This window comes from Amorphoplanes digitatis (assembly GCF_014205335.1).
In the GTDB taxonomy this organism is placed as follows: domain Bacteria; phylum Actinomycetota; class Actinomycetes; order Mycobacteriales; family Micromonosporaceae; genus Actinoplanes; species Actinoplanes digitatus.
This window is the reverse complement of sequence record NZ_JACHNH010000001.1, coordinates 9086425-9100211: the sequence shown is the minus strand read 5'-3', so window position 1 is coordinate 9100211 and position 13787 is coordinate 9086425. Positions and strand designations below refer to the sequence as shown.

Here is a 13787-nt window from a genome sequence, read left to right as displayed (position 1 = left end):
CCGGCTCAGGCCGAGGTCTTGGCGGGAGCGCGTCCCGCCACGCTCTCGTCCTCGGCGATCGGGAAGTGGCAGGCGGTCTGGTGCGAAGCCGGGTCGTCGAGGCGGGCCACCAGCGGCGGCTCCTGGGTCGCGCAGATGTCCTGCGCCTTCCAGCAGCGCGTGCGGAACCGGCAGCCGGACGGCGGGTTGATCGGGCTCGGCACGTCACCGGTGAGCAGCACCCGCTCCCGCTGGGCGCTGTCGCGCCGGCGCGGGTCGGGCACCGGCACCGCGGAGAGCAGGGCCACCGTGTACGGGTGCCGCGGGTTCTTGTACAGCGACTCCCGGTCGGCGATCTCCACCACCTTGCCGAGGTACATGACCGCGACCCGGTCGGAGATGTGCCGCACCACGGACAGGTCGTGCGCGATGAACACGTAGGTCAGGCCGAACTCGTCCTGTAGGTCGTCGAGCAGGTTGACCACCTGCGCCTGGATCGACACGTCCAGCGCCGAGACGGGCTCGTCGGCGATGATCAGCTTGGGCCGCAGCGCCAGGGTGCGGGCGATGCCGATGCGCTGGCGCTGACCACCCGAGAACTCGTGCGGGTACCGGTTGTAGTGCTCGGGGCTCAGGCCGACCAGCTTCAGCAGATCCTGCACCGCGCGCTTCACGCCGTGCTCGGTCTTGACGCCCTGGATCCGCAGCGGCGCGCCGACGATCGTGCCGACGGTGTGCCGCGGGTTCAGCGACGAGAACGGGTCCTGGAAGATCATCTGCATGTCGCGGCGCAGCGGGCGAAGCTGCCCCTGCCGCAGGTGCGCGATGTTGCGGCCGTCCAGCTCGATCGAGCCGGCGGTCGGCTCGAGCAGCCGGGTCAGCAGCCGGCCGGTCGTCGACTTGCCGCAACCGGACTCGCCGACCAGGCCGAGCGTCTCACCCCGGTACACCTCGAAGTCGATGCCGTCGACCGCGCGCACGGCGCCGACCTTGCGCTGTAGCAGGCCCTTGGTGATCGGAAAGTGCTTCTCCAGCCCTTTCACCCTCAGCAGGGCGTCGCCTCGCTCGCTCATCACGCCTCCAGCTTCGGCTTGATCTCTTGCAGCCAGATCCGCTGGCGCTCTTCCGTCGGCAGGTGGCAGCGAACCAGGTGCTTGCTGCCGCCGGCCCGGGTCAGCTCCGGCTGAACCGTGGTGCCGAGACCGGCCGTCCGCTCCTCGTAGGCACAACGAGGGTTGAAGGCGCAGCCGGTCGGCAGGTTGATCAGCGACGGCGGCAGGCCCGGGATGGGCACGAGCCGGTCCAGGTTGGGCCGGTCCATGCGCGGCATGGACCCGAGCAGACCCCAGGTGTACGGGTGCTCGGGGCGGTCGAAGATCGTGGTGGCCTCGGCGAACTCGATGCACTTGCCGCCGTACATGACAAGCACGTCGTCGGCGAGCTCGGCCACCACGCCGAGGTCGTGGGTGATGACGATCAGCGCCGAGTTGAACTCCGCCTGTAGGTCGTGCATCAGGTCAAGGATCTGCGCCTGCACGGTCACGTCGAGCGCGGTGGTCGGCTCGTCGGCGATCAGCAGCTGCGGGTCGTTGACCAGCGCCATGGCGATCATCGCGCGCTGGCGCATGCCGCCGGAGAACTGGTGCGGGTAGTCGTCGACCCGGCGGTCCGGCTGCGGGATGCCGACCCGGCCCAGCATGTCCACCGCGTGCTTGCGGGCGACCTTCTTGGACACGTTGTGGTGCACCTGGTACGCCTCGACGATCTGCTTACCGACCGTGTAGTACGGGTGCATCGCCGACAGCGGATCCTGGAAGATCATCGCGAGCTTGTTGCCGCGCAGCTTGCGGACGGTCTCCGCGCCGGCGCTGACGATCTCCTCGCCGTCCAGCCAGATCTCTCCCGAGACCTGGGCGTTGCGCTTGTTGTAGATGCCCATGATGCCCAGGCTGGTGACCGACTTGCCGGACCCCGACTCACCGACGATGCCGAGCGTGCGGCCGCGTTCCAGGGAGAAGTTCAGTCCGTCGACGCTGCGTACCAGGCCGTCGTCGGTCGGGAAGTGAATCTTGAGGTCCTTGACCTCGAGGAATGGCTGTCCGCCGGACATCAGCCCACCCTCACTCTCGGGTCGACGACCGCGTAGAGCAGGTCGACGATCAGGTTGGCGATGACGACGAAGAACGCCGCCATGAGGGTCACGCCGAGCACCTTCGGCAGGTCGTTGTTGGTGATCGCGTCGACCGCGTACTTGCCGAGGCCGGGCAGGGAGAACACCTGCTCGGTCAGGACCGCACCGCCGAGCAGCAGACCGAAGTCCAGGCCGAAGATGGTCAGGATGGGCGTCAGCGTGGCACGCAGGCCGTGCTTGATGTTCACGTCGCGTTCCCGCAGGCCCTTGGCGCGGGCGGTGCGGATGTAGTCCTCGCCCATGGTCTCCAGCATGCCGGCGCGCGTCAGCCGCGCGTACTGGGCGGAGAATTGCAGCGCCAGGACCAGCCACGGCAGCAACAGGGCGTAGGCCCAGTCGATCGGGCTCTCGGTGAACGGCGTGTAGGTGCCGCCGGGAGCCGTCCAGCCGAGCTTGTAGCTGAACACCAGCAGGCCGACCATGCCCGTGAAGAAGATGGGGAGGGAGACGCCGGCGAGCGAGAAGCTCATCGCGGCGCGGTCCAGCACCGAGCCGCGGCGCAGCGCGGACACGACGCCGGTGGAGAGGCCGAACACCAGCCACAGGACCGAGGCGCCGACGGCGAGCGACAGCGTCACCGGCAGCCGGTCGAGCAGGTCCGGCCAGACCGGCTGGTGGGTGACGAAGGAGTAGCCGAAGCACGGCGCGGGGCAGTGCTCCACGCCGGCGCCGTAGTCGTACTCGGCGCCGAGGAAGATGCCCTTGACCCAGCGGCCGTACTGCAGCCAGAGCGGGTCGTAGAAGCCCAGCTTGTGCGCGATGAGGTTGACCGTCTCCGGTGTCGCTGCCCGCCCGACGTACCGGGTGGCCAGCGTCTCCGGAGTCGACCCCACCAGTCGCGGGACCAGGTAGAAGATCGCAAAAGTGGCGGCGCTGACGATGAAGAGCAGCACGACGGCCGCAAAGAGACGCCTGATGATGTACGTGATCACAGAGCCCGGCTGTAGCGGCCGGCCCGGGTCGCCCCGGACCGGCCGCCTGCTGCCTTCACCTACCTAGCTGATGGAGAAGTGGCGGAGATGGTTTACGCGACGCCCAGCGACAGGTAGTCGTACATGCTGTACGCCTCGCTGACGAAGACGTTGGAGAGACGCTTCGGCCGGATCATCAGGCTCTTCGCGTAGACGCCCGGCAGGATCACCGCCTCTTCCATGACGCGCTTGTCGATCGGGCCCCACTGCGCGTCGCGCTTGGCCGTGTCGGTCTCGGCGACGGCCGCGTCCAGCATCTGGTCCACCTGGGGGATCCGGACGCTGGTGTTGGACGAGCCACCGGTCTCCCGGATGACCCGGCTGTCCACGATCTGCGACAGGAAGCCGAAGCCGTCGTTCCAGTCCGCACCCCAGCCGTTGGTGACCAGGCCGAGCTTGTTGGCCTTCACGTACGGCGGGTTGCCGGCGTACTGCGAGAAGTAGTCACCCTGCGGGAACGGCTTCAGCGTGAGCTTGATGCCGACCCGGGCCAGCGACTGCTGCAGCGACTCGGCGACAGCCTTCTCCTTGGGCCGCTCGGCGCGGTAACCCATGTTCGTCTCGAAGCCGTTCGGCTGGCCACAGGCGGTGAGAGCGGCCTTGGCCTTCTCCACGTCACCGGTGTTGTCGGCGCCGGCCGGGTAGAGGTCGAACTTCTCGTAGCCCGGGATCATCGGGGGCAGGATCGTCGTGGCGATGTCGCCACCGGCCAGCGGGCCGCCGTAAGCGGTCTGGTAGCCGGTCTTGTCCGCGGCGAACTCGACGGCCTTGCGGCACTCGATGTTGTCCAGCGGCGCGACGGTCGGGTTGATCGAGGTGTACCAGAGCCGGGCGAGGACCGGGTTGTCGGTCTGCGCCTTGAGCGCCGGGTCACCCACGACGCGGCCGAGGGCGGCCGGCTGCACGCCGGTGCCCACGACGTCGAGGTCGAGGTCGCCGGAGAGCAGACGGTTGTCGATGTCGTCCGCGTTGACGTTCAGCGAGACCTCGTAGCCGTCCGGCAGCGCCTTACGGTTCGCGTCGGTCGCCTGGTCCCAGTTCGGGTTGCGCTTGAGCGAGAAGTTCTTGCCCAGGTTGTTCTGGTCGAACATGTACGGCCCGGTCGAGACCACGTGCTCCTTGTACTTGGCGCCCGTGTCCTTGGCCACCGGCACCGGAACGGTCTGCGGAAGCGCCGCCAGGTAGTCGAAGCCGCCGAAGGCGGACTTCAGGTGGAAGACGATGGTGCTGTCATCCGGGGTCGTGATCGCCGAGTCGGTGTTCACGCCCTTCGACTTGTACGGACCCTTGTAGCCCTCCGGGAGGTTCAGGAACCCCTCGAAGTAGGCCGGGCCGTTCGGGAACGTCTCCTTGTCGATGGAGCGCAGCACCGCGTACTTGACGTCCGCGGCCTTGACCTCGGCGCCGTCCTCGAACTTGACACCCTTGCGGAGCTTGTACGTCCAGGTCTTGCCGCCGTCCGACGGAACACCCAGGCCCTCGGCGAGGTCGGGGGTGACCGTGTTGCCCTCCGCACCCGGGACGGGCTTGAACATGAGCAGGCCACGGCCGTACAGGCGGAGGAAGTTCCACGAGTAGCCGTAGTAGGTCTCACCCGGGTCGAGGGTGTCCCAGTCGCCGGAGTTGGCGAGCTTGACGGTGCCGCCCTTCTTGTCGGAAGGGTTGAACACCTTGGTCATGGCCGCGTTGAACTCGGCCTTGCTCGAGCTTGTCGAACCATTGGTGTCGTCGTCGCTACCGCCACATGCGGCCATGGACAACGACAGTGCAAGCGCGGCCGTACCGGCCACCAGCACCTTTGACTTTCGGATCACTTGTAGCAACCTCCCTGGTGGAACGGTCCGGGTCCGGACCGCGCAGCTGGAGTGAAAGTCACGAAGCGCATCTCAGCGCTTGCCCTTCGGGTCGAGCGCGTCCCGCAGGCCGTCGCCGAAAAGGTTGAAGGAGAGCACGGTAATGAAGATCGCTATGCCCGGGAAGAACATGAAATGCCAGATCGTGTAGAACTTCGCGGCCTCCGACAACATGCCGCCCCAGCTCGCCGTCGGCGGCCGGATGCCAACGCCGAGGAACGACAGCGCGGCCTCGAACAGGATGTTCGTCGGGATCAGCAGCGTGGCGTAGACCAGGATCGGCCCGATCAGGTTCGGCAGCATCTCCTTGAAGATGATGTACGGGCTGCGCGCACCGAGGCTGCGGGCCGCGTCGACGAACTCCCGTTCCCGTAGCGACAGGGTCTGTCCCCGGACGATGCGCCCGATGTACGGCCAGCTGAAGAAGCCGATGATGAAGATCAGCAGGGCGATGCGCAGCGAGTCGCCGGAGAGGCCGAACGCCGAGTCCGGGATGACGCCGGCCAGCGCGATCGAGAAGACCAGCAGCGGGAACGCGAGGAAGACGTCCATGGCCCGGCTGATCACCGCGTCCACCCAGCCGCCGAAGTAGCCGGCGATGACGCCGAGCGTCGAGCCGATGACGACGGAGACCAGGGTCGCGAGGAACGCGATAAGCAGCGAGATGCGGGCGCCGTAGACCACCCGGCTGAAGATGTCGCGGCCGTTCTGCGGCTCGACCCCGAAGAGGTGGTCGCCGCTGATGCCGGTGCCGCCGTACGGCGCCAGGGTGTTCGTGTCGATCAGCTTCTGGTGGAACTCGTTCGGCGGCGACCCGAGAAGGCCGACGATCACCGGCGCGAAGATCGCCACCAGGATCAGGAAGACCACGACGTACCCGCCGCCCATGGCGACGCGGTCGCGCTTGAGCCGGGTCCAGGCGATGCGGCCGAGCGAGCGGCCCTCGATCGCCTTGGCGCCCTCAGCGGGATCCGCAGCGATCGGAACCTGCGTGCCGGGTCCAACGACCATGGAGCGTCGGTCCTTTCCCCGGCCACCGGCCACGGCGCCTAGGCCGAACCGCGGCAGCGCCGCCGGATCGGACCGGCCCCCGCAGCGCGGGCAACCGATCGGTTGTCGCGAACGTGGGTAACTGCGTCCCGGTGCCGGCGATGGTGGTCGCCGGTGTGGACGCATAGAACCGGCGGACGGGTTAAGCCGCCGCCGTGAGAGGAACGCTCACGTATTCCTGCTCACTGGTCAATAGGCTGTAGGTGCTTTTACCAAGTCCTGGCCGCGTTGTGACGGGGGCGTGACCTGGTAACCCACGTCACATGTAACATCCGGCGACACCCGCACCGCCGGCGACTGCGGCACCACACGTCCCACCAGGCATTTCGGCCGACACACGCCGTTGATCGGCCCCCGCGAACAACCCGGCCGACCCGCCGGAACGTGCCCGGTCGGCCCATCCCGGCGCCCCCCCGAAACGACCTCCTGCCAACGGCCCCGACCGCCGACGCCCCAGGCAGCCTCCCGCCACCAGACCCGACCGACTCACGCCCACGACCCGGACGACCCTCCCGCCAAGCGAATCGCCCTGCGTTCCGCGACGGCCCATGCAGCCCCGCCGCCAGCCAACCGGCCTCTCACGCCAACGACCCGGGCCACCCTGCCGCCAGCGGTTCCGACCGGCTCACGCCCACGACCCGGACGATCCTCCTGCCGATGGACTCGACCGCCCATGCCGATGAATCCGGGGGACCTATCCCACCAGCGAATCGGCCAGGCTCCCGCAACGACCCCGAGCAGCGCTCCCGCCGGGCGAGCCCGGCCGGCGCATGCCCCGGTCCCCTCCTGCCGGCGAATGACCGAACTATCGTGAGGGCCGGCTGCGGCACGTCAGCAGCCGGGGCGGCAGCCCGTCAATCGCTCGACGGGGACGCGCCGACGGCGCGGGGCTGGGCTGGGCTGCCGGCGGCGTGGGGCGGCCGGCTGGTCACGGCCGGTGGGTCATACGGCTCTGCGGCCCTCGAACGCTCGGCCGAGGGTGATCTCGTCGGCGTACTCCAGGTCGCCGCCGACCGGAAGTCCGCTGGCCAGCCGGGTGACGGTGATGCCCATCGGCTTGACCATGATGGCGAGGTAGGTGGCCGTGGCCTCGCCCTCGGTGTTCGGATCCGTGGCGAGGATCAGCTCCTTCACCTCGCCGGTGCCGAGCCGGATCATCAGCTCCCGGATCCGCAGGTTGTCGGGGCCGATGCCCTCGAGCGGATTGATGGCGCCACCCAGGACGTGGTACCGACCGCGGAACTCACCGGTCCGCTCGATAGCGACGACGTCCTTGGGCTCCTCGACGACGCAGAGCACGTCGTTGCCGCGGCGGGTGTCGCGGCAGACCCGGCACTGCTCGGACTCGGCGACGTTGAAGCACGTCGTGCAGAAGCGGACCTGCTCCTTGACCTTGCGCAAGGCGTTGGCCAGCCGGGTCACGTCGGCGGGATCGGCGGACAGGACGTGGAAGGCGATCCGCTGCGCGCTCTTCGGGCCGACGCCCGGCAGCCGCCCCAGCTCGTCGATCAGGTCCTGGATGGCGCCCTCGTACACGGGCTCAGAACCCCGGGAGGGAGAGGCCGCCGAGACCGCCGGTGGCCGGACCCATCTTCTGCTCGGTCAGCTCGCGCACCGCCTCCGACCCGTTGTGGATCGCGGCGAGGACGAGGTCCTCCAGCGTCTCGATGTCCTCGGGGTCGACGGCCTTGGGGTCGATCTTGATCGACTTGAACTCGCCAAGACCCGTCACCACGACGGTGACCAGGCCGCCGCCGGCGGTGCCGGTTACCTCGGCCTCGGCGAGCTCGGCCTGCGCCTGCGCGACCTGCTGCTGCATCTTCTGCGCCTGCTTCATGATCTGCTGCATGTTCGGCTGTCCACCGGGGCGCATCGCTTAGCTCCTTATTGAAAGGGATAGTCGCGTCCATTGTCCCGCGCGCCACACAGGCCGCACGGAACCGGGTCAGGACTCGCTGATCTTCTCGGCGCCGAGGGCGTCGCGGAGCAACTGCACGGCCTGCTGCTCGCTGCTCTGCCGAGCGGTCCGCTCGTCGATCACGTCGTCGAGGGGCTCGTCACCGGGATCGAAGCCCTCGAACGCCGCGCCGCCGCCGTGACCGTGCGGAGCGCCCCGGCCCTGTGCGGCACCGTGACCCTGTGCGCCACCGCCGGGCCGCACCGGGCCGTCGTACTCGGGATCGTAGGGCGCTTCCTCCGTCGGCGTGCCGTCGGCCCAAGCGCTGTTCTTGTTGGCCGCGGCGGCGTTGGCGCCGCCCCGATTGGCCGCCGCGTTGCCACGTCCCGCGCCCGCCGCCGCCGCGCGGGCCGCGGCGAGCCCGCTGGACGTCGGCCGCCCGGCCCCGGCCGGCGGCGCGGAGGCCGCCGCGGGCGTGGCGTTGCGCGCCGCTGCGCCGTGACCCGCTGCGCCGTGACCCGCTGCACCCTGGCCCGCTGCACCCTGGCCCGCTGCACCCTGGCCCGCTGCACCCTGGCCCGCTGCACCTGCGGGCGCATACCCGCCGCGCTCACCGGCACCCGGCGGGGACGAGCGTGGGGGTTCAAGTCCCCCCACGGACACCGGGTTCTCCGAGCCGTCGAAGCCCCGGCCACCGGCCGGGCCGTCAAAATCCGGTGCGCCCGCCGCCCCGCTCTGCCCGACGCTCGGATCCGCGGGCCCACCGGAGCCGGCATCCCGGTCGCCCGCCTGCGCGCCGCCCAGCCTGGCCGGCTCGGGCCATTCGTCGTCCGCGGCAGGAGGAGTGGCCGCCGCTGCGGTCGCTCGCCCGCCCGGTCGTGCCGGTTCCGGCCAATCGTCGCTGTCGTCGCTCGCCGCGTCCGGGCTCTGCGGCACGTCGCGCCCGGCCGCCGAGGCACGCGGCGCCGCCTCGCGCTGCCGCGTGGTGGCACCCGCGCCGTCCGTGGCCTGCGTCTGGGCGCCGCGTCCGGCGAGATCGTCCGGAGCGCCCTGTCCCTGCGGGGCCCGCTGCGCCGGGCTGGACGGCCCGCCCTGCGGTCCCGAGCCGGACGGCCCGCCCTGCGGAGCGCGCGGCGCGGGGCCGGAGCCAGGAGAAGCGCCGCCCTCGCCCGCGACGTCGCAGCGGATCTGCCAGCGGCCGCCGAGCGCCTCGTAGAGGGCGTCGGAGAGCAGGGCCGGCTCGGCGGCGACCATCTTGGCGTGCGCCGGGAAGCGGAACGTGAGCACCACGGTCTGGCCGTCCAGGTCGCGGACGGTGGCGCCCTGTGCGAGCGCGGCGATCTTCTTACTCTTCCGCCCGACCGCGACCATGATCTCGGGCCAGACCTCACGGATGGACGCGACGGAGAGCTGGCCGGGCGCCCCGACGTCATCACCACCGGCTTCCACCGGCGCATCCGGCATGATGCCGGCGGGCTCCGGCCGACGGGCAGCCGGCGGCCGGCGAAGGTCCTGCCGAGACGACGCGGCCTCAACCGGCGCGGACGGCGCCCCGGAGACCTGGGCCGACCCCGGCACGGCCGAAACCGGACCAGCAAGACCCGAACCCGCCAGACCCGGATCCCCCAGGCCCGAACCCGCCAGGCCCCGATCCGCCAGGCCCCGATCCGCCAGCCCAGGATCCGCCAGTTCACGATCCGCCAGATCACGATCAACCAGCTCAGGATCCGCCAGTTCAGGATCCGCGAGGCCGGAAGGCACGGCCGAAACCGAAGTAGCCGGACCGGACGGCACCGCCGAAACGGGAGCGGCCGAGCCGGGCACAGCCGAAACCGAAGCGGCCGGACCGGACGGCACCGCCGAAACGGGAGCGGCCGAGCCGGGCATGGCCGAGACCGGGGCAGCGGACGCCGCCGCATCGCCCTCGGTGTGCAGGGGGCTGGGCACGGCGGAGACCGGGTCAGCCGGCCCTGGCGCAATGCCCCCGGCGGGCACCGAGGCAACGTTCGCCACCTGAGCAGATTCCACAGCCGCCGTAGCCGAACCACCGGCCCCGGACGCAACGCCCCCGGCCTGCGCCAGACCCGCCCCACCCTGCGCGGCGCCAGCCTCCGCGTGCCCGCCCTGCGCGGCTCCGGTCGGCGCGGCCGAACCGGGCGCCGGGGCGCGTCGACTCGCCGCAGCGGCCGCGGCGCGGGCCGCCGAGATCCCGCCGCCACCACCACCGCCACCACCGCTCGCGGTGGGTGCCGCCGCGGCCGGCGGGGTCTGCGGGGAGTCGTGCTGCGCACGGACCTCGTCGCCGCTCAGCGTGAGACGCCGCTCCATGCGCTCCAGCCGCTGGAGCAGCGCGCCGCTCGAATCGTCCGCGCCCGGCAGCAGCATGCGGGCCGTGATCAGCTCGAGGAGCAGCCGCGGCGCCGTCGTCCCGCGCATCTCGACAAGGCCGTTGTGCACGATGTCGGCGCAGCGGGACAGGGTGGCCGGCCCGAGCCGGGTCGCCTGCGCGCCCATCTGGTCGAGCTGGTCGGCCGGGCCGTCGATCAGGCCCTTGCTCACGGCGTCCGGAATCTGCTGAAGGATGATCAGGTCGCGGAAGCGCTCGAGCAGGTCGGAGGCGAAGCGCCGGGCGTCGTGGCCGGCCTCGGCCACACGGTCGATGGTCTGGTAGGCCGCCGCGCCGTCCCCGGCGGCGAGCGCGTCGCACATCTCGTCGATCAGCGCGCTGTCGGTGACGCCGAGCAGCTCCACCGCCCGGCTGTAGCCGACGCCCTCGGGCCCGGCGCCGGCGATGAGCTGGTCGAGCACGGACAGGGTGTCCCGGGCGCTGCCCCCGCCGGCCCGCACGACAAGCGGCAGCACCGCCGGGTCGACGTGCACGCCCTCGGCCTCGGTGAGCTGCTGGAGATAGGGCCGCAGCACCGCGGGCGGGATCAGCCGGAACGGATAGTGGTGGGTGCGCGAGCGGATCGTGCCGAGCACCTTCTCCGGCTCGGTCGTCGCGAAGATGAACTTGACGTAGTCCGGCGGCTCCTCGACGAGCTTGAGCAGCGCGTTGAAGCCGGCCGACGAGACCATGTGCGCCTCGTCGATGACGTAGATCTTGTAGCGGCTGCTCGCCGGCGCGAAGAACGCCTTCTCCCGCAGGTCACGGGCGTCGTCGACGCCGCCGTGGCTGGCCGCGTCGATCTCGATGACGTCGATCGACCCGGCGCCGTCGTTGGCGAGCGACTTGCACGAAGCGCAGGCACCGCACGGCTCGGGCGTGGGACCCTGCTCACAGTTGAGGGAGCGGGCGAGGATGCGCGCGCTCGACGTCTTGCCGCAGCCGCGCGGACCGGAGAAGAGATAGGCATGGTGCAGCCGGCCGCTGCGCAGCGCCTGCGACAACGGCTCGGTGACGTGCTCCTGCCCGATGACCTCGGCAAAGGTCCGCGGCCTGTACTTGCGGTAGAGGGCTAGTGCCACTCCTGCCACCTCCTGGACGACCGCGCCATTCTCCGTCGAGGGTGTGACAAGAACAAACCGCGTCCCGCGTTGGTGGGTACGGGGAAAGAAAGGACCCCCCGTGCACCCGCCAGAGCTCGCTTATCCTTGCTGCCTTCCGGCCCTGGGGAGGTTCACAAGATGACGCCGCACGAGGGGCTGCCGACTAGAGTACCCGGCGGCCGTCGGCGCGCCGCCCCGCCCTCCCGCCGAAGGGGACACCGAAGGGTCTGTATCCTGTCGGACGGAGGATTCGCCTAGAGGCCTAGGGCGCACGCTTGGAAAGCGTGTTGGGGGAAACCCCTCACGAGTTCGAATCTCGTATCCTCCGCCAGCTTCACCAGGCAAAACGCTAGGGCCGACCCCCACGGGGATCGGCCCTTCTGCGTGAGTGGTCTCAGTTGTGGTCTCAGTTGCCCGTCAGGCGGCCTCGGAACCGCCGTCCCGCTCCCCTGCAGGGTCAGCGGCCGGCATCTCGGCAGGCTTCCAGATGAGGCCGCCCACCCGCTTGGCGATGTCTGCCCGGATCGGGTCGGTCATGTGCTGGTAGCGGGCCGCCATGCTCGTGGTCGCCCAGCCCATGACTCCCATCGCGGCGCGCTCGTGCACCTGGAGGATGAGCAGCACGGTCGCGGCGGTGTGCCGGGCGTCGTGCAGGCGGCCGTCACGTAGACCAGCGTCGCGCAGGACCTGCTTGCATTCGTGGCACTGCGGAATTCGGATGCCCTCTTGGGTTCGCTCTGCGAACCTCGTTCCGTGGACGAGGAAGAGTGGAGCGTGCCGCTGCGATACAAGGCGCCGGTGCCGCTCAGAACAAGCGGAGACGAGTGGCTGAACCGCGTCCACCAGCAGATCGCCGAACTCCCCGGCGTCACGGGAGTCCAGATGTCCCGGGAAGGTACCGACACCTTTCGGATTACACCGAAGGATGGCCAGGCTTGCACCACCTCGCTGATGGTCACGCATGCGAGGAACGGCCTACCCGAGTGCGCCGTGGCTGGAACGGGAGAACGCCGGCCAGACCAGGTTCAGCTGTGGCAGCGGATCGTCAAGGAGGCCACACGGCAGCTCGGCGCTAGCCGCGACTTCCAATGGCATGCCGTGATCGGTGAGCACCCCGAGGCGTTTACAAGCCCGCCCCAGGTCCTCAGTGGGACTCGCCGGGTCGGCACGATCGACCTGCAGCCGAGTGGGAATGCGTTCATGGAGCTCACGGGGCCTCTGGCGGCGTTTGGCACAGGTCAGATCGCGCGCACCTTTCTTGTGCGGGTGTCCGGAACCGCATCCGGATACGACCTCGAGGCGGCCAAGCTGGCGGCCGAGTACGACTTGAATCTCCTCTGCAGCCTGCTGGCTCTCGTCAGCGGGCGCCTTTGGATAAGTCGATGGCCTTTGACCATGGACCCACAGGCATCGCTTGGCTTCCCCATCACGCCGCCGGGCCAGGACAACGTCGCTGAGGGCGGCCCGTACCCTGCCCCCAAAGTGGTGGAGATCGACCGCGGGTTCGAGGAAGCGTGGGAGGCCCTCCAGGCCGATCGCGGACTCGCCGACTTAGTCACGGCCTACCGTGAGAGCCTCAGCCTGGCGCAAGACCGTCATCCGTCCTACAGCCTGCTGGCCGCGGTCGGGATCATCGAGGCGTTCGGCGAGGGCGCTGAGGCGTCAAAATGTGAAAAGTGCGAGAACGTGCCAGGAGCGGCTGCGCGCTTTCGGCAGGCGCTCAATCGAGTGGTAGATGAGGCGACCGCCCGCCGACTGGCAAAGGTCTACAGTCAGCGCTCGGACACCGCGCACAAAGCAGTTTTGCACGGCATGGAACCTCACGGCGGTGCCATGCCGACTTCGCGGATCTACACCGCGAGCCCAAACGAGCAGTTCACACACACCGTCAGAGCGATGCAGCAAGCCGCCGCCAAACTGCTGATCGCCGCACTCGGCGAAGCTCGGGGCGGGCGCGCGGCTAGTAACGCCGAGGCCAAGCGCAGACCGTAGACCAAGCTCCGTATCGCTATCCGTATACCAACTCCGTGCCGACTCCGGGCTCCGTGCCAGATGAGAACCTTCTATATCCTCAAAGCGCGGCGCGGGGATCGTCGCCCTGCCGCTGCACTCCCGGCGTCCGCCCCGGCGCGCTGACCGCGCGGCTGTAGTTGCGGGATAACCCTCTGGCCTGTGGATCACACGTTCGGGTTTTGTGTGGTCGCTGTCAGATCATGGTCGTTGGGATCGACCGGGTCGGTGTCGGTCGTATGGTGCTGGCCGTTGCGGAGGGCTTCCGGCTGCTGGGCGACGGTAACCGGTGCTGGAGATTGCGGATGCGGGGCAAGGGACGGTGCCGGGTTGACGGATGGTCCAGG

The 13787-nt window shown here is 69.8% G+C and carries 10 protein-coding genes, 1 tRNA gene and 1 other RNA gene; 2 read left to right on the top strand and 10 right to left on the bottom strand.

The window, feature by feature from the left end; all coding sequences use genetic code 11:
- Window positions 1-5: 5 nt before the first annotated feature.
- The 9 genes from BJ971_RS40305 to ffs all read right to left on the bottom strand — a co-directional run bounded on the left by BJ971_RS40305 (window position 6) and on the right by ffs (window position 11591).
- On the bottom strand, window positions 6-1052 hold the full coding sequence (locus tag BJ971_RS40305; RefSeq protein WP_184998504.1) for an ABC transporter ATP-binding protein: 1047 nt from the start codon (window positions 1050-1052) through the stop codon (window positions 6-8).
- On the bottom strand, window positions 1052-2089 hold the full coding sequence (locus BJ971_RS40300) for an ABC transporter ATP-binding protein (RefSeq protein ID WP_184998503.1): 1038 nt from the start codon (window positions 2087-2089) through the stop codon (window positions 1052-1054). The genes BJ971_RS40305 and BJ971_RS40300 overlap by 1 nt, the downstream gene beginning before the upstream one ends.
- On the bottom strand, window positions 2089-3102 hold the full coding sequence (locus BJ971_RS40295) for an ABC transporter permease (protein ID WP_184998502.1): 1014 nt from the start codon (window positions 3100-3102) through the stop codon (window positions 2089-2091). The genes BJ971_RS40300 and BJ971_RS40295 overlap by 1 nt, the downstream gene beginning before the upstream one ends.
- A gap of 92 nt (window positions 3103-3194) precedes the next feature.
- Complete coding sequence (locus BJ971_RS40290) at window positions 3195-4955, bottom strand: ABC transporter substrate-binding protein (protein ID WP_239087772.1); 1761 nt, start codon at window positions 4953-4955, stop codon at window positions 3195-3197.
- Window positions 4956-5027: 72 nt separating this feature from the next.
- The gene (locus BJ971_RS40285) at window positions 5028-6005 is read right to left on the bottom strand and encodes an ABC transporter permease (protein ID WP_184998501.1); all 978 of its coding nucleotides are present in this window, start codon (window positions 6003-6005) and stop codon (window positions 5028-5030) included.
- Between the two features lie 981 nt (window positions 6006-6986).
- Window positions 6987-7580 carry a recombination mediator RecR gene (gene recR, locus BJ971_RS40280; protein WP_184998500.1) on the bottom strand — a complete coding sequence of 198 codons (594 nt, stop codon included), beginning with the start codon at window positions 7578-7580 and terminating at the stop codon, window positions 6987-6989.
- 4 nt (window positions 7581-7584) lie between these two features.
- Window positions 7585-7893, bottom strand: a complete 309-nt coding sequence (locus tag BJ971_RS40275) for a YbaB/EbfC family nucleoid-associated protein (RefSeq protein ID WP_221480028.1) — start codon at window positions 7891-7893, stop codon at window positions 7585-7587.
- Between the two features lie 96 nt (window positions 7894-7989).
- Window positions 7990-11409 carry a DNA polymerase III subunit gamma and tau gene (locus tag BJ971_RS40270; protein WP_184998498.1) on the bottom strand — a complete coding sequence of 1140 codons (3420 nt, stop codon included), beginning with the start codon at window positions 11407-11409 and terminating at the stop codon, window positions 7990-7992.
- Window positions 11410-11495: 86 nt separating this feature from the next.
- Window positions 11496-11591, bottom strand: an RNA gene (ffs, locus tag BJ971_RS40265) — signal recognition particle sRNA small type.
- An 82-nt stretch (window positions 11592-11673) separates the two neighbouring features.
- Here ffs and BJ971_RS40260 point away from each other — a divergent pair.
- Window positions 11674-11761: transfer RNA gene (locus BJ971_RS40260), tRNA-Ser, on the top strand.
- 86 nt (window positions 11762-11847) lie between these two features.
- Here the strand turns inward: BJ971_RS40260 and BJ971_RS40255 are convergent.
- Complete coding sequence (locus BJ971_RS40255) at window positions 11848-12054, bottom strand: hypothetical protein (RefSeq protein WP_203709616.1); 207 nt, start codon at window positions 12052-12054, stop codon at window positions 11848-11850.
- Between the two features lie 129 nt (window positions 12055-12183).
- Between BJ971_RS40255 and BJ971_RS40250 the strand changes: the two genes are divergently transcribed.
- Entirely contained in the window at window positions 12184-13422 is a 1239-nt protein-coding gene (locus BJ971_RS40250) for a hypothetical protein (protein WP_184999380.1), read from the top strand.
- Window positions 13423-13787: the final 365 nt, after the last annotated feature.